The organism is Paraburkholderia phosphatilytica (assembly GCF_003443895.1).
Taxonomy (GTDB): Bacteria; Pseudomonadota; Gammaproteobacteria; order Burkholderiales; family Burkholderiaceae; genus Paraburkholderia; species Paraburkholderia phosphatilytica.
This window is the reverse complement of record NZ_QQOA01000057.1, coordinates 1-19595: the sequence shown is the minus strand read 5'-3', so window position 1 is coordinate 19595 and position 19595 is coordinate 1. Positions and strand designations below refer to the sequence as shown.

Below are 19595 nucleotides of genomic sequence, written 5' to 3'. Positions count from 1 at the left end.
AGCGGATAGCGGTCGAAGCGTCGCATCAGGTGATGCGGCGGATGCTGTCGGCAATCTCGTGCCGGTCGAACACGCCCTTCCAGTCGTCGCGCATCAGGCGTGGCTTGCCGAACTCGATCGCCTTGTTGCACGCATCGGAGAACGCACCGGGAATCTCGTTGAAGATCACCGCGCTCAAAATGCCCATATGCCCGAGCAGGAAATCGCGCGCCGCTTCTTTCGGCACCCCAAGCTTCACGGTCTCGTCCATCGCTTCGCGCATCACGTACAGCAAGGTCGCGCACACCGTTTCGGACAGGCCCGGTTCGAGCAGCGCCATCTGGTCGACGGTCAGGCGATACGAGCGCAGGATCGGCGCGTAGATTGTCTTCGCGACGTCCTCGCCGAGGTCGAACGCGGATTCGGGGCCTTGCATCAGCGCGCTCGTGATCGACTGCTTCGCATACGCACCGCCGAAGAAATCGCGGCGCGCTTTCGGGTCGTCGTCGTCGTGGAAGATCAGCGGATGGCACGGATGCGCGACGAAGTACGTCAGATCGGGCCGCTCCGGCAGATGACCCGCAAACGGCGCGGCGGCGTCGAGCGTCATCACCATCGTGCCGGCCTTGAGCTTCGGCGCAATTTCATGACTCAGCTTGCCGATCAGTGTATCGGGTACGGCCAGGATCACGACCTGCGCCCCGTCGAGCGCCGCGTCGACCGAAACACACTCGATGTTCAGCTCGTCTTTCAGCCGCTTGCGTCCCGCTTCGCTCACCTCGATATGGGCTACGCGATAGTCCGAGCGCTGCAGATTGCTCGACAGGCGAAAGCCCATCTTTCCACCGGCGCCGAACAGTGCGATTTTCTCGTTCATGGACAACCTCCTTCCAGAAATGCGTTAGTGCGGATGCGAATGCGGTTCAGCTTTCCGATTCGACGAACAGGCACGCGAACGGGCGCAGCACGATCGGCGCTTCTTCGTTCAGCGATACGTCCAGTGCGATCGGGTGCCACGCCGGTAAATTTTCAGCGCTAGCTTCGTCGAGCAGCATGGTCTGTACTGCTTTCACCTCGCGGCCGATGTCCAGCCGTATGCCGCGAACCGCGTCTGTCAGATTCGCGATCAGCACACGCAGACGTCGCCCGTCACGATCACGCGATGCCAAGCAGGCAATCTCACGCGAATCGCTACCGCTCACATCGCAGCGCAAACGCCGCGCGCCCGCCACGCGGGCCAGCGCCGCCGCGACGTAGAACACCGGATAGCGCGCGCCGGTGCCGTTGCTGTCCGCAAGACCGCGTGCACCCGTCAACGCGCCGAGCGTCAGCGTGTCAATCCGCGCGCCGGCGAGCGCCGCCGCGTAACCCGCGAGCCACGCAGCACCGAACAGCGCCTGCTGCCGCGGATCGAAGGCCGCCATTGCAATTCGTTCACGATCGGGATTCGGCATCACGCGCGATCCATACGGGTTCTGCCGCATGCCGATCGAAGCTGGTCCGATCGCGTACGGCTGCTTGCCGATCAACGCACGGCACGAGCGCGTGATGTCCGGGATCGCTTCGAGCGTCTGCATCACGCTGCGATCGTCGGCGGCGTGCACGATCGGACAGGTCGCATGCGTGACCCAGTCGACGAGTTCCAGCGGCGGCCGCTTGCGATTGAGTTCGGTGAAATAGCTGAGCATCCCGCCGCCGATACGCAAGCGCGGAAACGCGCTTCTGGCTTCGCGATACACGTCGTCCATCGGTGGGCACGGCGGACTGACGCTGCCCGGCGGATTCGATTGCCGATGCACCGCCGGACTGACGACGATGCCCGTCACGTCGAGCCGTGAAGCTTCGAGTTGCGCGGCGAGCGCTGCGAGTTCCGCGCGCGGTGCGTCGACGCCGGGCAGTGCGTACTCGAGCACCGCGGGAAGGCCGCTGTCGCGCTGCAGGGCTGCGAACCGTTCGAGCTCGTGCACGCCGTGCCCGGCGAGCGGGTCGAAGCTTAAGGTCAGCTGCTGCGGCGCGAGCTCCGCGAGCAATGCAGGACGCGCGAGCGCGAGGTCCGCTTCGTCGGCGGCGATGGCAACGCCGAGCGCGGGCATGGCTTCTTCGTTTTCCGATAGTGACTCGTTCAGATCGAGCGTGATGGTGATCGCATCGTCAGCACGCGTCGAGGTCGCGACCGCAGCGTTTTCACTCGCTGCAAACGCTTGATCGTCTACCGTCAGTGTCACCGATTGCACACACGTCGCGCCGGCTTCCAGCACGTACGGCCATGGCCATTCGAGCGGCCGCGAGTAGGTCTTGAACGACGCGTCGGACCAGTTGCGCTGGTCCTCCATCTCGAACACGTCGCCGGTGAATGCGCAGCGCACTGTGAGCCCGTCGCGCAGATCGTGTTCGATCGTGCGGATGTCCTTGAACGGCTGCCACGGATCGATCAGCGTCGGAAACGCTGCATGGTCTAGCGTGCCGTCGCCGTGTTCGACGCGCGCCGGCGCGCCCGCCACGCCATCGATTGGATGCAGCACGCAGAAACCGCAGCGCGCCGTGAGGAAATCGCTGTGCGTGGTCACATCGGCATGCAGACTCAGCGCGCCGCCTGCCGCGCAGTCGATTGCAATCGCGTAGCTGAGCACGTGGCCGTCGGGGTTCTCGCAGCGCGCGCGATACGCGATACGGAATGCGTCACCGCCCTCGTCGACTTCGATGCCCGCGAGCGACGGCCGGCACGTGCCCCAGTCCTTGTCGCGCACGAGGAACGCGACCATGCGGATGACTTCGATGCCGCGGTAGCGGATCTCATGCAACGCGCCGTCGATCAGCAGCGCGGACCACGGCCCCGCTGTTAACGTCCGATGCGGCGGCTGGCTCTGTTCCGTGCCGTAGTACAACGCAGCGGTACTCATCGCGCCGCCCCAAATGCCGCTTCGAGTTCAGCGAGTTCGATGGTCCGCTGCTGTTGCGCGGACCGATACGTCGCTTCGACCAGCGCGAGCGTGTGCAGATTGTCGCGGCCACTCGTCGCCGGTTCGACGCCGCGCCGCAGGCACTCCACCCAGTGGCGCTGAATCGCGGCCACGCTGCCCTGAATCGCTTCCCACGGTGCGCTCGCCCACGCAAGCGCCGGCGGCACAACCTTCCGCATCGTCGTGCCGTCGCGCGTATGGATCTGCAACTGGTAATCGGCGAAGAGACGCAAGGTGCCTTCGGAGCCGTCGACCTCGATCAGCGTCTGCGGAAACAGTTCGTGCGGCAGCCGCGTCGCATAACTGCAATCGACGATGCTGCTCACGCCCTTCGTATGCGACAGCAGGATCGTCGCAACGTCTTCGCCGTTGATCGTCGGATTCACGCGCGACAACGTCGCGCTGAGCCGCGTCACGTCGCCGAACAGAAAGCGCGCAATGTCGAGAATATGGATGCCGAGGTCTTCGACGATGAAGCGCCTGCCCTCAGCGAGATACGGTTGACCGCTGAACACGTCGAACGCCGAACGGAACGACACGCGGCCCCAGAACGGCGTACCGATGGCGCCATCATGCAACGCCGCGCCCACCGCCTGAATCGCGCTTTGCCAACGGAAGTTTTCGTGAGCCATCAACGGCACGCCGGCTTCGCGGCATGTATCGACCATCGCGCGCGCATCGTCGAGCGTCGGCGCGAACGGCTTCTGACAGATCACCGCGACGCCCGCTTTCGCCGCGAGCTCGACCAGCTGACGATGGCTGCCAACGGTCGTCGCGATGTCGACGAAATCGAGCGGCTCGTCGCGCAGCAGCGCGGCGGCATCCGTATAGCGTCGCTCGACGCCGAACTCGTCGCCGGCGTGATCGAGACGCTTACGGTCGGCATCGCAGAGGGCGACGATCTGCGCACCGTCGATACCCTGCCACGCGTGCAAATGGTTGTGCGCAAAGAAACCGCAGCCGATCAGCGCGCCGCGCAGCGTGCGCCCGTTGTCACCTCGTGCGGAGGATCCGGTCGATGCGTTCATCCTTCACGCTCCCGTCGCAGCCTGCTTCTGCAGCGCGAACCGCTGCTGCGCCCGCCGCTGGATCTGGTCGACCACGACCGCCGCGACAATCACCACGCCCTTGATCACGGTCTGCCAGAACGCGCTCACGCCCATCATCACGAGCCCATCGGACAGAATGCCGATCACGAATGCACCGACGATGGTGCCGCCGATCTTCCCCCGTCCGCCCGACATCGACGTGCCGCCCAGCACCGCGGCCGCGATCGCGTTCAGCTCGAACGTCTCGCCGCTCATCGGATGCGATGCGACGAGCTCCGACGAGATGATCAGCCCGACGATCGCCGCACACAGCCCGGAGAACATGTAGACGAATAGCTTCACGCGGTTGACTCGTACGCCGGATAGCTGCGCCGCGCGCTCGTTGCTGCCGATTGCGTAGATCTGCCGGCCGAGCGGCGTGCGCCCCGCGATATACGCAGCAACCACACCGACCACGATCAGCAGCCACACCGTAAGCGGCAAACCGACAATGGTCGCGCTGCCGAGAATCGGAAAGCCGGTCGTGCCGTAGTCGGCGTTGCCGGTCAGGTTCGGAAACGTCTCGCCGCCCGACGACAGCAGCGCGGCGCCGCGCGCGATGTACAGCGTGCCGAGCGTCGCGATGAACGGCGCGACGTTGAGGCGCGTGATCAGCAGGCCGTTGATCGCACCGACCAGCACGCCTGTGAGCAGCGCACATACGATCACCATCGGCACGCTCAGGTACAGCGTGTAGTGTTCGCCGATCGGAATGCCGTTGAGAATCAGCCCGCCCGCCACCATGCCGGTGAGCCCGACGATCGATCCCACCGACAGATCGATGCCGCCCGCGACGATCACGAACGTCATGCCGATCGCGAGGAACGCGTTGAGCGCGACGTGTCGCGACATGATGAGCATGTTCTCGATGCTGAGAAAATTGTGCGCGGCAAACGAGAAGAAGATCACGACCGCGAACAGCGCGATGAACGTCCGCAGCTTGAGCAGCAGCAGAAGCGGCGCTTCGCCGACGTTCGCGCCGGGTGCCGTGCTCTTGATGGCCATCGTCATGGAGTCTCTCCGGATGATGAATGCTGGCAATGCAGTGTCATACGTAGCGCTGTGCGTCTGTGCGCGATGCCTGAAAACGCACCCACGCCCACTCAAGCCGCCGCGCGCTCGGCACTCGACGCGTGGCCGGTGCGATGCCCGATCGCGGACGCAGTAACGAGCGCGTCCTGCGTCGCGTCCGATGCGTCGTATTCGGCGGTCACCCGTCCGTTCGACATCACCAGAATGCGATCCGACAGCGCCATCACTTCCTCCAGGTCCGACGTGACGAACAGCACGCCGAGCCCACGGCCCGCAAGGTCGCGCATCACCTTGAAAATGTCCGCCTTCGCGCCGACGTCGATGCCGCGGCTCGGCTCGTCCATCAGCAGCACCTTCGGCGACGTCATCAGCGCCCGCGCGATCACCACCTTCTGCTGGTTGCCGCCCGACAGCGAGCTCACCGGCAGACGCCAGTCGGCTACCTTGATCGCGAGATCGCGGATGTAGTCGAGCACCGAGCGCTGCTCGCGCTGCGTGCTGATATGGAAACCGCGCGCGAAATCGGCAAGGCTCGAGAGCGTCATGTTGTCGCCGATCGACAGGATCGGCAGCAGCGCATCCGCCTTGCGGTCCTCGGGAATCAGCGCGAGTCCGTGCGCGACGCGGCGCGCGATCGGCAGGCCGTTCAGCGGCTTGCCGTCGAGCACGACGTCGCCGGTTGAAAGCGGATGGCAGCCGAGAATGCACTCGAACAACTCGGAGCGCCCCGCGCCCATCAGCCCGTAGATGCCGACGATCTCGCCCGCGTGCAGCGACAGCGACACGTGATCGACCAGCAGGCCCGTGCCCTTGCGCGGCAACGTGACGTCGCGCAGGCTCAGCACTTCGGCGCCGCGCTCGTGTCCGACCGGGCGCGAGAAGTCTTTCGTATCGCGGCCCACCATTTGCCGCACGATCCACGGCACGTCGATGTCGGCCATCGGCTGGTGGCCAGTGATACGTCCATCGCGCAGCACCGTGATGAAGTCGCCGATACGGATCAGCTCTTCGAGCCGGTGCGAGATATAGACGATCGCGACGCCCTGCGCTTTCAGGTCCGAGATCACCTGGAACAGCACGTCGACTTCCGCCGCGCTCAACGCCGACGTCGGTTCGTCGAGGATCAGGATGCGTGCGTCGTGCGCAAGCGCCTTCGCGATTTCCACCAGCTGCTGCTGACCGATGCGCAAGTCTTCGACCAGCGTATCGGGGCTCAGGTCGAGTTCGAGCCGCTTCAGCAACGCGCGAACCTTGGCGCGCTGCGCGTCGCTGTCGATATCCACGCCGCCGCGCGTGATCTCATGTGCGATGAAGACGTTCTCGGCGATCGTCAGGTTCGGGAACAGGTTGAGTTCCTGAAACACGATGCCGATGCCATGCTGCAATGCCTCGGCACTGCTGTGCAACCCGACCGGCTTGCCGTCGAGTATTAGTTGACCGGTGCTCGGCTGCTCGGCGCCTGCGATGATCCTCATCAGCGTCGACTTGCCGGCGCCGTTCTCGCCGACCAGCACGTTGACTGCCGCGCGCCGCACCGCGAAATTCACTTCCTTCAACGCGACCGTTCCGGGATAAACCTTCGTCACGCCTTCCACGTGCAGGATCACGTCGTCCGTCTGCGCATCACTCATCAGCTGCCTCCCACGCTCACCGCGAGCGGCACGATCTCAGGCTGATCGCTCGACGAATCGTACGAGAACGCACCCGTCACCGTCACGGTCCTGCCGTTCAGCGCTTCGCGCGGCAGCGGCTTCATCACGTGATTCACCGCGTACGCGTTGAGCGCCGTGCCGAACTGCGCGTACTCGATCTGGTTGCGGAAGTTGGTGAACGAGATGAAGTCGAGCGTATCGCGCAGCGTGGTACCGAGCACCGTCGGACCGATGTCGACGATCACCGTCGGCTTGCCGCTGCCATCCACGTCGATGCCCACCGTACCCTGGCTCGACTGCGTGTCGACCTCGACGATCTTGCCCTGCACTTTCGTCGGGAAATTCCACGGCGCGCCGTCGTCCTTGCCCCGGTAGCCGTACTGCTTCCCGGCCGCATCGGGGTCGGCCTTGATCGCATCGCGCAGCGTGCGGTAGTCGACCGCGCGCTTCTCGATGTCGGGCACGATCTTCGTGCTCCACATCGTCGCGACCATCGCATTCGGGTCGTAGCCCGCCGACGCGTAGTTGTCGTGCGAGCCGTTCGACGTCTCGACGTCATGCTTGACCAGCTTGCAGCCGTGCAACGCTCCGCTCGCGACGATCGCGATCGCCGCGTACCGAAGAACACCCATGGGACACCTCGTCTGGTTCCGGACGACGAACGGGGCACGCCGCGCGCCCCGTCATCCATGCACTCAGCTCAGCGCAGCGCGAACATGTCGAGCTTGCCCGCGTTCGTCTTCGTGATCAGCGAGCAGTTGATCAGCTGCTTTTCCGGCTTGCCGGTCGAGCCGGTCTTCAGATACTTGTCGGCCTGATCGACCGCGTCGTTCGCCGCTTCGGCCGCGGGTTGCAGCACGGTCGCACGGATCTCGTTGCGCATGATCGCGTCGCGCACGTCGTTGCTGCCGTCGAAGCCGACGATGATCACGTCGCTGCGCTTCGCCGCCTTCAATGCCGCGTTCGCGCCCATCGCCATCGTGTCGTTGCCGGCAATCACCCCCTTGATGTCGGGATGGCTCTGCAGGATCGTCTCCATCACCGTATAGGCTTCGGTCTGGCTCCAGTTCGCCGACTGCCGCTCGACCATCTTCATGTTCGAGAACTGGTCGATCACGTCGTGAAAGCCTTTCGAACGGATGCCGGCGTTGATGTCGGCTTCACGTCCAACCAGTTCCACATAGTTGCCCTTCTCGCCGAGCGCCTTCACGAACGCGCGCGCGCCGAGCTGCGCGCCCTGGTAGTTATTCGACACGATCTGCGAGACCGCGATGCCGGTCGCGTTGATCTCGCGATCGATCAGGAACGATGGAATGCCGGCGGCTTTCGCCTTCTTGACAGCCGCGATCGACGCTTCCGATCCCGCGTTGTCGAGGATGATCGCCTTCGCGCCGCGAGCGATCGCAGTGTCGACGAGGTTCGACTGCTTGTTCGCGTCGTCGTCGTGCGAAAGGACGATGGTGTCGTAGCCAAGCGACTTCGCCCGCGCGTTCGCGGTGTCGGCTTCGGCCTTGAAGAATGGATTGTCGTGCGAGGGGGTGATGATGGCGATGAGGTTGGCCGCCTGAGCGGCGCCCGAAGCGCCAGCGGCCATCAAGGTGGCAAACGCGACCGCGAGCCACCGCTTCGATGCTTTCATCTTGCTGTCTCCTGTCTGGTTAAACGCCGTTGCACTGCCTGAAACCAGCCGACGGTCGCAATTTTATTTGCTCATCACTTATGCCGTCACGATGTCATCATACCAGTAGCCCGATAGTCGACAAGCCGTTTCCACCTGGGGTTTTCGCTGAGACGGCGCGGGAAAGTCGCGATTGAAAGCGCCTTGCTAAAAGTGCCGTCGTGCTCTAAAAAACACTAGTTAGCATATCTACCCGTCGCCCGAGCAAATTTACGGGGCACCTCCATCGAGGAGCGCGACCAGTCCATGAGTCTTCTAGAACTCAGAGGCGTCTCCAAACACTTCGGGGCCATCCACGCGCTGACCGACGTGACGCTCAGCCTCGAACCGGGCCAGGTGGTCGGCCTGATGGGCGACAACGGGGCCGGCAAGTCGACACTGGTGAAAGTCATCGCCGGTAATTTTCCGCCTTCGCACGGCGAGATCCTGATCGACGACAAGCCGGTGCATTTCAGCCGGCCGGTCGATGCGCGCGCACAAGGCATCGAGGTCGTCTATCAGGACCTCGCGCTCTGCGACAACCTGACGGCCGCTGCCAACGTATTTCTCGGCCGCGAACCGCGCATCGGCTTCGGCCCGATCCGCGTGCTCGATCACGCAGCCATGTACCGCCGCGCCGGCGAGCTCTTCAAGGAACTGAAATCGGAGACGCGGCCACGCGATCTCGTGCGCCAGATGTCGGGTGGACAGCGGCAGGCCGTGGCGATCGCGCGCACGCGCCTCTCCGAAGCACGACTCGTGATCATGGACGAACCGACGGCCGCGATCAGCGTGCGCCAGGTGGCCGAGGTGCTCGACCTCATCCATCGTCTGTCCGAACATGGCATTGCGGTCATCCTGATCAGCCATCGGATGCCCGACGTCTTCACGGTCGCGCATCGCGTGGTCGTGATGCGGCGCGGCCGCAAGGTGGCTGACAAGAAAACCGAAGCGTCGTCGCCGGAGGAAGTGACCGGCCTCATCACCGGAGCGATCGCCGCCGCCTGACTGCGCTGCATGGAGACCCTGATTGAACGACGCGCCGGAGAGGCCCACCACGATGCCCGCCTTACTCGATGATCCGCAGGCCGCGAAAACGCATACCCGCTGGACCGGCATGATTGCAAGCCAGGTGTTCTGGGTCGTGCTCGCCACGGTCATTGCCTGCGTCGTCCTTTCATTCGCGACTTCGACGTTTGCGACGTCGCAGAATCTCTTCAACGTCACGCGTAACTTCGCGTTCGTCGCCATCGTCGCGCTCGGCATGATGGCCGTGATCGTGACGGGCGGCATCGACATTTCGGTCGGATCGACGATCGGCATCAGCGGCATCGTGCTGTCGGTCGTGATGAACGCCGGCTGGCCGATCTGGGCCGGCATCGGCATGGGGCTCGCGACCGCCGGGCTGGTCGGCCTCGTGAACGGCATCCTGATCGCGTATCTCGACATGCAGCCGTTCGTCGTGACGCTCGGCATGCTGAGCGTCGGCCGCAGCCTCGCGCTCGTGATCTCGCGCAGCCGCACCATCTTCGATTTCGGTCCCGACGGCAGCAAGCTGCTCGCGCTCGGCGGCGGCGCGACGCTGGGCGTCGCCAATCCCGTGTGGTTCCTGATCGTGCTCGCCGTGCTGTTCTGGTTCGCGTTCACGTACACGCGCTGGGGCCGCTATGTGTTCGCGGTCGGCGGCAACCGCTACGCGGCGAACCTCACCGGTGTGCCGGTGCGCCGCATCATCTGCTCCGTGTATGTGCTCGGCGGATTGATGGCAGGCGTCGCGGCGATTCTCGAAGTGGGCTGGCTCGGCGCGGTGACGACCGGCCTCGGCACCGGCGACGAGTTGCGCGTGATCGCCGCGACCGTGATCGGCGGCACCAATCTGATGGGCGGCATCGGCAGCGCATTCGGCACCGTGGTGGGCGCCGCGCTCATCGAGGTGATCCGCAACAGCCTGATCCTGCTCGGCGTCGATTCGTTCTGGCAGGGCACGGTGGTCGGATCGTTCATCATCGTCGCCGTGCTCTTCAACCGGCTCGGCGGAGACCGGCAGGCCGGTTGAAATGGCTTCGGTCGCCTCGGCCTTCATCGGGCCGACGCGACGAGGGCGGACGGGCAGCACGCGGACTGCCGGACGCAGATGTTCGCAAGCAACGCGAGGTTCCGCGGCAAGGCCGAAACCAAGCTCGAGGACGGGCCTTCCTCGCGCCTGATACAAAAAGTTGTGCGAGCAGACATGGGCGCCGCGAAACGGCGTCGAACAGGAGACGATGATGAACAAGCTATTGAAGTGTCTTGCCGTGGCCGGTGGACTCGCGATGCTGGCGTCCCCCGCTTTCTCCGCGGACAAGACCCTGGCGCTGGTCGTGAAGGGGCTCGACAACCCCTACTTCGACCTCATGCATCAGGGTTGCGACCGGGCCAACAAGGAGCTCAACAAGCAGGGCTACACCTGCTACTACACCGGCCCCGCGACGGCCGCCGATGAAAGCGCGGAAGTGCAGATCATCGACGACCTGCTGACGAAGGGCGTCTCGGCTATCGCGATCTCGCCTTCGAACGCACCGGCCGTGGCCGAGGTGATCCGCCGCCGCAACACGAAGATCCCGATCATCACCGCGGACGCCGACCTGCTGCCGAAAGACCAGTCGCTGCGCAAGAGCTACGTCGGCACGGATAACTACGAACTGGGCGTGAAGCTCGGCGAACAGCTGAAGCAACTGATGCCGAAGGGCGGCAACATCTGTCTCGTGATGGGCAACCCCGCGGCCGAGAACATCAACCAGCGCGCTCAGGGCACGCGCGATGCGCTGTCGGGCAAGAAAGGCATTACGAAGCTCGCGGGCGAGAACGGCTGGAAGGAAATCAGCGCCTGCCCGCTTTACGTGAACGACGACGCGGCGAAAGCGAACCAGATGATGCAGGACACGCTGACCGCCAATTCGACCGGCCTCGACGCGTTCGTGCTGGAAGGCGGCTGGCCGCTGTTCGCGCCGCAGGCGTATTCGCAGGTCGTCGCGCCGATCATGGACAAGATCCAGAGCGGCAAGTTCGTGATCGTGTCGGCGGATACGCTCGGACCGGAAATGCAGGCACTGAAGGACCACAAGGTCAACGTGCTGGTCGGACAGCGGCCGGAGGAAATGGGCTATCAGGCCGCGATGGTGATGCGTGATCTTGCCGAAGGGAAAACGGTGAAGCCGATCGTGCATACCGGCCTCGACACCTGCACCTGGAAGAATGCCGACACCTGTCTCAAGCATTGAAATCGAGGCGCGGGTCTTGCTGCATCGCTCTGCGTGACGAGCGATGCGGTGGCCAGCGTGATCGCGCTGGCCGCTGCCTGCTGTTCCGGTAATATCGGAACCACCGATGAATAACCTTCCCTGCACGGTATGGCTGACGGGCCTGAGCGCTGCGGGCAAAACAACGCTCGCTGACGCGCTCGCGGCCGCGTTCGCCGAACAACACGTGAACTGCGACGTGCTGGATGGCGACGCGGTACGGCAGACGCTGTGCCGCGATCTGGGCTTCTCGCCGCAGGACCGCAGCGAAAACGTCCGCCGCGTCGCGGTGCGCTGCCGCGAACTCAACGACACCGGCATCGTCGCGATCGCCGCGCTGGTCTCGCCCTATCGCGCCGATCGCGACATCGCGCGCCAGACGGTGGGCGAGCAACGGTTCGTCGAGGTCTATCTGTCTACGCCGCTCGCCGTGTGCGAAGCGCGCGATCCCAAAGGACTCTACCGGCGCGCCCGCGCCGGCGAACTCGCCAACCTGACGGGCATCGGCGATGTCTACGAAGCGCCGCTCGCACCCGAGCTGACGTTCGACACCAGCGTGGTCCCGACGAACGCATCGGTGGCCGCGATCATGCGGCTACTCGGAAGCCCGATGCCCGCCGCGGATTGAGCCGCGCCGGGAACACCCGAACTATCTATAACCTTCCAGGCATGCGAGTTCATGCGTGCTTTCGAGTTTTCTCGTCGTGCTTGCCAAAAATATAACTGCGCAGTAACATGCAATTCAATAACTCACCAGTTATACGTTAAAATGTCGGACATTCACGATACGCTCTTCCGTACCCTCGCCGACCCCACCCGTCGCGCGCTCTTCGAACGGCTATGCCGCGAAGGCGAGCAGACGGTCGGCGCGCTGACCGCTCAGGCGGGCGTGTCACAACCGGCGGTGTCGAAGCATCTCGGCGTGCTGAAGCAGGCCGGGCTGGTGCGCGATCGCCAGCAGGGCCGTCAAACGCATTACAGCGCGCAGCTCGGCGCGCTTGCGCCACTGATCGACTGGACGAGCCAGATGGCCAGCTTCTGGCAGAACCGGTTCGATCGTCTCGAAGACCTACTCAGAAGGATGGATCAATGAGCAAGCCCACGACCGAAACGCTCTCCGTCGTCGTCGAACGCGAGATTCCGCATGCGCCGGAAAAGATCTGGCGCGCACTCACGCAGCCGCATCTGATCGCGGAATGGCTGATGAAGAACGACTTCGCGCCCGTCGTCGACCATTCGTTCAAGCTGACCGCCGACTGGGGCGCGGTAGACTGCAAGGTGCTCGTCGTCGAGGCGCACAAAACGCTGTCGTACACGTGGGCGGCGTACGGTCTCGAGAGCGTCGTCACGTGGACGCTCACGGCTGCCGGCGCCGGCACGCATCTGCGCATGGAGCAGTCGGGCTTCCGGCCGGATCAGCAGCAGGCCTACCACGGCGCCCAGGCGGGATGGCAACGTTTCTTCGGCGAACTGGAGCAGGTCGTCGCGCGCATCGACTGACGCGGCTGCACTGCACACAACCTCAATCCGGCACACGGAGCGCCTATGACCATGAACCCTTCCGAACGAATCGACCAGATGATCGCCGAGCTCACCGACTGGCGCGGCAAGACCTTTGCGAGCATCCGCAAGGTCATGCTCGACGCCGACCCCGAGGTGATCGAGGAATGGAAGTGGATGGGCAGCCCCGTGTGGTCGCGCGACGGCATGATCGCGGTGGCAAACGCGCACAAGGGCAAGGTGAAAGTCACGTTCATGCATGGCGCGGGCATTCCGGATCCGGACCAGCTTTTCAACGACGGGCTCGACGGCAACGCTCGGCGCGCGATCGATTTCTTCGAAGGCGACAAGGTGGATGCGCACAAGCTGAAGCGTCTGGTGAAGGCCGCGATCGACTACAACCTCAGCCACCTGAAGAAGAACGCGACCGCGTCGACCCGTACCAAAACGGCGAAGAGCAAGGCAGCGTAGCGCGTGGCGGCGCGCGCAGCCCCATGTCCTGCGCGAGACCGCGATAACGGCTGCCCGATTCCGGCGCGCGCAATATCGACAGTCTGCTGGACCAGCAGATCCTGCCCGTGCTCTCACGCGAACTGCTGGTACGCGGCGCAGCATTGCAAAACACAGATAGTGAGACTCGCGTTCAACGACGAAGACGGCATCGGCGTGGCGTTCGACGACACACCCTCCGCGCTGAAGGCTAGGTCATGACGCACGCCGGACCGGGGCTGTTCGAACCGATCACGGGTCACTTCGCGGATGGATCGAACGTGAACGACTTCTCGCTTGAAGTCCAGACGTTCCTGTCGGTGCGCGACAACATCCAGCGCATTCTGAACAGCAGGCGCCACGCGCTCGCGCATTTGCCGGATTACGGGCTCGACGACCTGTCCGCCATTTACCGGCATCTGCCATCGTCGGCGCAGCGGCTGAAACATGGGATCGAGGCGACGCTGCTCGCGTACGAGCCGCGTCTGAAATGGATCGACATCGAGATCGACGCCACTCAGCCACGCATGCTGCTCCGCTTCGCGATGTCCTGCCATCTGCGCCGCGAAGGGCTCGTGCGTTTCTGGACCGACTTCACGCCCAACGGCAAGACGCGGCTAAGGATGCTGCAAAACGCGCTACGCCGCGACTGAACGCTTCACGCCGAACAGCATCGCGATGCCGCTCACAACGAGCAATGCTGACAGCAGATACACCGCGCCGTCGATGCTGCCTGTACTGGTTCGAATCATGCCGATCACCCACGGGCTCACGATGCCGCTCGTGATGCCGATGCTGCTGATGAGTGCGATGCCTGCCGCCGCCGCATCGCCGGACAGTTGCGTCGACGGCACCGCCCAGAAGATCGGCAGTGCCGCGAATATCAGCACGCACGCCATCGAAAGAAAGCCGAGCATCACGGCCAGATTGCCGACATGCAACGTCAACGCGCCGAATGCCAGCGCGCCGCCGATCGTGCAGAACGAAAAATGCCGGCGGCGTTCTTCGGTCTGGTCGGAATGCCGCGCAACCAGCATCAGCCCCACCGCACCGATCGCATTGGGCACGACCGAATACAGACTGATCGACATCACGTCGTGCACGCCGAAGTCGCGAATGATCAACGGCATCCAGAAATTGAGCGTGAGCGATGCGCACGTTAGCGAAAAATAGACGAATGCGAACAGATACACCTTCGGATCGAAGAGCGCCGCCGCAAGACCACGCCGCCCGTGTGTGGCGTGCTCACGTGCGTCGCTTCGGCACAGTCGCGTCAGCGTGAGCTTTTCGGTGTCGGTCAGCCAGCGGGCCTCGCGCGGCGTATCGACGAGACAGCCCAGTGCGACGGCTGCAAGCACGAGCGCGGGGATGCCTTCCAGCACGAACATCCATTGCCAGCCGTACAGCCCCAGCAAACCGGCCATGTCCTTCATGATCCAGCCGGAAAAGAGGCCGCCCAGCACGCCCGCTACCGCGACGCCGGCAAAGAAAATCGACATCACGGCTGCGCGGCGGTTGGCCGGGAACCAGTAGGTCACGTACAGCACGATGCCCGGAAAGAAGCCCGCCTCGAAGACGCCGAGCAGGAAGCGCAGCGCGTAGAACGACGGCGCGTTCGACACGAACATCATGCCCGTCGAGGCGAGCCCCCACAGCAGCATGATGCGCGCGAACGTCCTGCGCGCGCCGAACCTCGCGAGCAGCATGTTGCTCGGCACCTCGAACGCGACGTAGCCGACATAGAACGCGGCGGCGCCGAGGCCGTACATCGCGTCGCTGAAGCCCAGGTCGTGCTTCATCTGCAACTGCGCGAAACCGATGTTGATGCGGTCGAGAAACGACACGACGTAGCAGAGGAACAGGAACGGCACGATCCGCCACGCGACCTTGCGCAGCAGCGACCCTTCTTCGACCGACAGATCGACGTCAACGGCCTCGGCGGCCACGATGGGGGTAGGCATGTCTCACTCCAGGCCGTCAGGCTCAGGCATCAGGCTTTAGCTTCAGGGCGACCGCGAGCGAGGTTGCGGATGGCGTTGAAGCACCTCAGTCACGGCGACGATTTTTTGCCATTGTATAAATCATTAGCCATATGCAAATATTCGTTTACCCTGGGGTTGGGCCAACGACGTTGGTCTGACGAATAGGCGTCACCGCGCACGCAACGCCCACAGCGCATCCAGCACATGCTGGACGGCACGTTCGACCTGCCCCGCCCGATGCGCGATGCCCAGTTCTCGCCACAGCGCGGGCCGCAGCGGACGCATCACGACGCGCGCATCGGCGAGCGGCGTCGGCGCCTCGTGCGGCAGCAACGCGGCGCCATATCCAGCCGCGACGAGACTGCGAATCGCATCGTTGTAGTTGAGCTCGATCCGCGGCACCGGCTGGTAGCCGTCCGCCGCAAACCACTCCGCGGTCTGTCTCGACAGCCGCGTGCTCGCGTCGTTGAGAATCAGCGGACGGCCGGCAAGCCACTTCGGCGTGACGCGCGCAGGCGCCGCCCAGTCCGCGGGCAGGAACGCCATGACTGGGTCGCGCCGCCAGCGCTTGACCACGAGACCCGCGGCCGGCGGTTGCGGCAACGCAACCAGTCCCACGTCGAGCAGGCCATCCGCGATGCGCGCGAGCGTTTCCTGCGACGTCAGCACGGCGACCTGCACGTCGATGCCCGGGTGATCCCGGTTCAGCGCTTCGAGCGCGCGCGGCAGCAGATGCACGATCGCGCCGGTCGATGCGCCCAGCCGCACGCGACCGGCCAGCCCCTGAACCTGCCGCTCGATGTCGTCGAGCGTGCGTTCGGCGTCCGCCAGCAAACGACGCGCGCGTTCCACCAGGACCTCGCCGATCGCCGACGGACGCACGCTGCCGCGTTGCCGCGACAGCAACTGCGCCCCCACCCGGCTTTCGAGTTCCGCGATGTGCAAACTGACCGTGGGCGGCGCGAGGTGCAATGCGCGCGCCGCCTCGACGAACGAGCCGCGCTCGGCGATTGCCACCAGCGTGCGCAAACGATCCAGACTGATTTCCCGCATGACGCCCCCCTCGGTTCATAAAAACTGAATCTCAAAGTCATGAAATTCAACTTTACCGATTCTAGCGTCGCGCCGAACATAAGGGCTGCTTTCTCCCTTTATGGCAACGCACGTTTCCGAGGATCAGCGACATGAGCCACCCCGTTGTTTTCATCGATGGCGACCAGGGCACGACCGGGCTGCAGATTCACGAGCGCCTGCACGGCCGCGCCGATCTGCGCGTCTTTACGCTGCCGGCTAGCGACCGCAAGAACCCGCAGCGCCGTGCCGAAGCGATCAACGCATGCGATATCGCGATCCTGTGTCTGCCCGATGCGGCCGCGCGTGAAGCGGTGGAGGCGATCGGGAATCCCGCCGTCCGCGTGATCGACGCGAGCTCCGCGCATCGCACGGCGCTGGGCTGGACCTACGGATTTCCGGAGATGGCGGAGGGACAGGCGCGGTCGATCGCGAACGCGCGGCGCGTGACGAATCCGGGTTGCTATCCGACGGGCGCAATCGGCCTGCTCAGGCCGTTAATCGAGGCCGGGCTGGTGCCGCGCGACTACCCGTTTGCCATTCATGCGGTGTCGGGCTACTCAGGCGGTGGGCGGGCGCGGGTCGAAGAACACGAAGGGCCGAACGCAGCAAGTGCGCCGGCGTTTCAGGTGTACGGGCTGGAACTGCGGCACAAGCACACGCCGGAGATCCAGCACCATGCGGGGCTCGGCCAGCGTCCGTTTTTCCTGCCGGCGTACGGCGCGTTCCGGCAAGGCATCGTGCTGACCATTCCGCTGGAACTGCGTCTGTTGCAGACGGGCGTGAGCGCCGCGACACTGCAGACCTGCCTCGCGCGTCATTACGTGGATACGCGTCACGTGCAGGTGATGTCGCTCGATGAATCGCGCACGGCGGCGTGCCTCGATCCGCAAGCGTTGAATGGCACCAACGATCTCCGCCTGGGTGTGTTCGCCAGCGACGAGCATGGACAGGTGCTGCTTGCGGCGGTGTTCGACAACCTTGGTAAAGGTGCTTCAGGCGCGGCCGTGCAGAATCTCGATCTGATGCTGGAGCGGCTCTGACGAATTGACGCCAGGAGGTCCGTGCGCGGAACCGCAACGCGCACGGACCGTCATGCTTCAACGCGTGTCAGCGATCCCCAAACACCAGCGCCTGACGCGGCTGCGTCAGCATCGCGGGCTGCAGGATTTCATCGAGCTGCGCGCGCGTCAGCAAGCCCTTTTCGATCACGATTTCCGCCACGCCGCGACCGGACAGCAACGCTTCCTGCGCCACCTGCGTCGCGTTCACGTAGCCGATGTACGGATTGAGCGCGGTCACGATGCCGATCGAGTTCTCGACGAGCGAGCGCAGCCGCTCGCGATTCGCCGTGATGCCGTCCACGCACTTCGACGCGAGCGTCAGGCACCCCGCACGCAGATGCGCGACGCTCTTGAACAGGCTGTGCGCAATGATCGGCTCGAATGCATTCAGCTGCAGCTGGCCGGCTTCGGCCGCAAAGCTGACCGTCACGTCGTTGCCGATCACTTCGAACGCGATCTGGTTGACCACCTCGGGAATCACCGGGTTCACCTTGCCCGGCATGATGCTGGAGCCGGCCTGCACCGGCGGCAGGTTGATTTCGCCGAGACCCGCGCGCGGGCCGCTCGACAGCAGACGAAGGTCGTTGCAGGTCTTCGAGAGCTTCACCGCCACCCGCTTCAACACGCCCGAAAGCTGCACGAACGAGCCAACGTCCTGCGTCGCTTCGACGAGATTCGGCGACGTGGTGACCGGAATACCGGTCACCGCGGCAAGGTGCCGGCACGCGAGCGGTGCGTAGTCCGGCGACGTGTTGATGCCGGTTCCGATCGCCGTTGCGCCCAGGTTGATTTCGCAGATCAGCTTCGACGCTTCGCGCAGGCGCTCTTCGTCTTCGCCCAGCATCACCGCGAAGGTGCTGAACTCCTGGCCGAGCGTCATCGGCACGGCGTCCTGCAGCTGCGTGCGACCCATCTTGAGGTCGTCCTTGAACTCCTCCGCTTTGCGCTCGAACGAAGCGCGCAGCACGCCCATCGCGTCCACGAGCTGCGCGATGCCCATGTAGGTCGCGATTTTCAGCGCGGTCGGATAGACGTCGTTGGTGCTCTGGCCGAGGTTCACGTCTTCGTTCGGATGCAGTGTCGCGTAGTCGCCGCGCCGGCAGCCGAGATGCTCCAGCGCCAGGTTCGCGATCACCTCGTTCGCGTTCATGTTGGTCGACGTGCCCGCGCCGCCCTGGATCACGTCCACCACGAAATGTTCATGCGCGACGCCCGTGCGGATCTGACGGCATGCATGCACGATCGCCTTGGTCTTGCGCTCGTCGAGCAGCCCGAGTTCGCAGTTCGCGAGCGCGGCGGCTTCCTTCACGTAAGCGAGCGCGTTGACGAGATTCGGGTACGTCGAGATCGGCAGGCCGGTAATCGGGAAGTTGGTCAGCGCGCGCAGCGTGTGCACGCCATAGTAGGCTTCGTCGGGAACGGCGAGATCGCCGAGCAGATCGTGTTCGATGCGTGTGGTTGCGAGCATGGTGCTAGTCCTTTTAGCTTGGAATCCTGAATGAATTGATTTCTTGTCCGTGCGCGCGAACCAGCTTGTCCCCGGCAAAAACCGGGCTGGTCGGCCAGATCGATCAGGCCGTCGTCGCGTCAATACGAATAGTAGGGATTCCGCGGAAAAAGGGGATGCTATTGCAGCATCCTTTCATGCAATTTTTGCATAACGCCGGTTCTGGCTGCCGGAGCGGCAATCATGATGTCGCGCGTGGCCGCACACGCACGCTGCCGTGCGGCCACGCGTCCCTGCTGGCTAGTCCGCTGAACCGGATGAATTGCACCGGATGCGTCGAGTTGGATCGGAATACTTCCATTTCAACGGGGCAGCTTGCTTGTTGTATTGGCGAAT

20 protein-coding genes are annotated in these 19595 nt (G+C 64.2%); 10 read left to right on the top strand and 10 right to left on the bottom strand.

Annotated elements, in window-relative coordinates; genetic code table 11:
• Positions 1 to 25: 25 nt before the first annotated feature.
• The 7 genes from DVS29_RS33850 to DVS29_RS33820 all read right to left on the bottom strand — a co-directional run bounded on the left by DVS29_RS33850 (position 26) and on the right by DVS29_RS33820 (position 8350).
• A complete protein-coding gene (locus tag DVS29_RS33850) occupies positions 26 to 856 on the bottom strand; it encodes a phosphogluconate dehydrogenase C-terminal domain-containing protein (RefSeq protein ID WP_118185180.1) in 831 nt (276 codons plus the stop codon).
• Between the two features lie 46 nt (positions 857 to 902).
• Positions 903 to 2879 carry a D-apionate lactonase gene (gene apnL / locus DVS29_RS33845; RefSeq protein WP_118185178.1) on the bottom strand — a complete coding sequence of 659 codons (1977 nt, stop codon included), beginning with the start codon at positions 2877 to 2879 and terminating at the stop codon, positions 903 to 905.
• A complete protein-coding gene (locus DVS29_RS33840) occupies positions 2876 to 3967 on the bottom strand; it encodes a Gfo/Idh/MocA family protein (protein WP_118185177.1) in 1092 nt (363 codons plus the stop codon). The genes apnL and DVS29_RS33840 overlap by 4 nt, the downstream gene beginning before the upstream one ends.
• Before the next feature lie 3 nt (positions 3968 to 3970).
• Complete coding sequence (locus DVS29_RS33835; RefSeq protein ID WP_118185175.1) at positions 3971 to 5038, bottom strand: ABC transporter permease; 1068 nt, start codon at positions 5036 to 5038, stop codon at positions 3971 to 3973.
• A 92-nt stretch (positions 5039 to 5130) separates the two neighbouring features.
• Positions 5131 to 6690, bottom strand: coding sequence for a sugar ABC transporter ATP-binding protein (locus DVS29_RS33830; RefSeq protein WP_118185173.1), 1560 nt, complete (start codon positions 6688 to 6690; stop codon positions 5131 to 5133).
• Positions 6690 to 7343, bottom strand: a complete 654-nt coding sequence (locus tag DVS29_RS33825) for a DUF2291 family protein (protein WP_118185171.1) — start codon at positions 7341 to 7343, stop codon at positions 6690 to 6692. The genes DVS29_RS33830 and DVS29_RS33825 overlap by 1 nt, the downstream gene beginning before the upstream one ends.
• 68 nt (positions 7344 to 7411) lie before the next feature.
• Positions 7412 to 8350 carry a D-ribose ABC transporter substrate-binding protein gene (locus tag DVS29_RS33820; RefSeq protein ID WP_118185168.1) on the bottom strand — a complete coding sequence of 313 codons (939 nt, stop codon included), beginning with the start codon at positions 8348 to 8350 and terminating at the stop codon, positions 7412 to 7414.
• A gap of 285 nt (positions 8351 to 8635) precedes the next feature.
• Between DVS29_RS33820 and DVS29_RS33815 the strand changes: the two genes are divergently transcribed.
• The 8 genes from DVS29_RS33815 (at position 8636) to tssE (ending at position 14288) form a co-directional block, all read left to right on the top strand.
• The gene (locus DVS29_RS33815; RefSeq protein ID WP_118185166.1) at positions 8636 to 9376 is read left to right on the top strand and encodes an ATP-binding cassette domain-containing protein; all 741 of its coding nucleotides are present in this window, start codon (positions 8636 to 8638) and stop codon (positions 9374 to 9376) included.
• 52 nt (positions 9377 to 9428) lie between these two features.
• Positions 9429 to 10424 carry an ABC transporter permease gene (locus DVS29_RS33810; protein WP_118185164.1) on the top strand — a complete coding sequence of 332 codons (996 nt, stop codon included), beginning with the start codon at positions 9429 to 9431 and terminating at the stop codon, positions 10422 to 10424.
• A gap of 211 nt (positions 10425 to 10635) precedes the next feature.
• Entirely contained in the window at positions 10636 to 11628 is a 993-nt protein-coding gene (locus DVS29_RS33805; RefSeq protein WP_118185203.1) for a sugar-binding protein, read from the top strand.
• 106 nt (positions 11629 to 11734) lie between these two features.
• Positions 11735 to 12274 (top strand): adenylyl-sulfate kinase, encoded by a 540-nt coding sequence (gene cysC, locus DVS29_RS33800; protein WP_118185162.1) that lies wholly within the window; start codon positions 11735 to 11737, stop codon positions 12272 to 12274.
• A gap of 141 nt (positions 12275 to 12415) precedes the next feature.
• Entirely contained in the window at positions 12416 to 12739 is a 324-nt protein-coding gene (locus DVS29_RS33795) for an ArsR/SmtB family transcription factor (RefSeq protein ID WP_118185160.1), read from the top strand.
• Entirely contained in the window at positions 12736 to 13146 is a 411-nt protein-coding gene (locus DVS29_RS33790) for an SRPBCC family protein (protein ID WP_118185157.1), read from the top strand. The genes DVS29_RS33795 and DVS29_RS33790 overlap by 4 nt, the downstream gene beginning before the upstream one ends.
• A 51-nt stretch (positions 13147 to 13197) precedes the next feature.
• Entirely contained in the window at positions 13198 to 13617 is a 420-nt protein-coding gene (locus DVS29_RS33785; RefSeq protein WP_118185201.1) for a DUF1801 domain-containing protein, read from the top strand.
• A gap of 236 nt (positions 13618 to 13853) precedes the next feature.
• A complete protein-coding gene (tssE, locus tag DVS29_RS33775) occupies positions 13854 to 14288 on the top strand; it encodes a type VI secretion system baseplate subunit TssE (RefSeq protein ID WP_118185155.1) in 435 nt (144 codons plus the stop codon).
• On the opposite strand, the gene DVS29_RS33770 is transcribed toward tssE, so the two are convergent.
• Positions 14274 to 15596 (bottom strand): MFS transporter, encoded by a 1323-nt coding sequence (locus DVS29_RS33770; RefSeq protein WP_118185153.1) that lies wholly within the window; start codon positions 15594 to 15596, stop codon positions 14274 to 14276. The two genes, tssE and DVS29_RS33770, sit on opposite strands and share 15 nt — an antisense overlap.
• A gap of 189 nt (positions 15597 to 15785) precedes the next feature.
• On the bottom strand, positions 15786 to 16670 hold the full coding sequence (locus DVS29_RS33765) for a LysR family transcriptional regulator (RefSeq protein ID WP_118185151.1): 885 nt from the start codon (positions 16668 to 16670) through the stop codon (positions 15786 to 15788).
• A gap of 131 nt (positions 16671 to 16801) precedes the next feature.
• Between DVS29_RS33765 and argC the strand changes: the two genes are divergently transcribed.
• Positions 16802 to 17731, top strand: a complete 930-nt coding sequence (gene argC, locus DVS29_RS33760; protein WP_118185149.1) for an N-acetyl-gamma-glutamyl-phosphate reductase — start codon at positions 16802 to 16804, stop codon at positions 17729 to 17731.
• A gap of 67 nt (positions 17732 to 17798) precedes the next feature.
• Here argC and aspA read toward each other — a convergent pair whose 3' ends face one another.
• Complete coding sequence (aspA, locus tag DVS29_RS33755) at positions 17799 to 19220, bottom strand: aspartate ammonia-lyase (RefSeq protein WP_118185147.1); 1422 nt, start codon at positions 19218 to 19220, stop codon at positions 17799 to 17801.
• A 65-nt stretch (positions 19221 to 19285) separates the two neighbouring features.
• Here aspA and DVS29_RS37680 point away from each other — a divergent pair.
• A partial coding sequence (locus DVS29_RS37680; protein WP_205962575.1) for a hypothetical protein occupies positions 19286 to 19595 on the top strand: 310 nt, incomplete at its 3' end.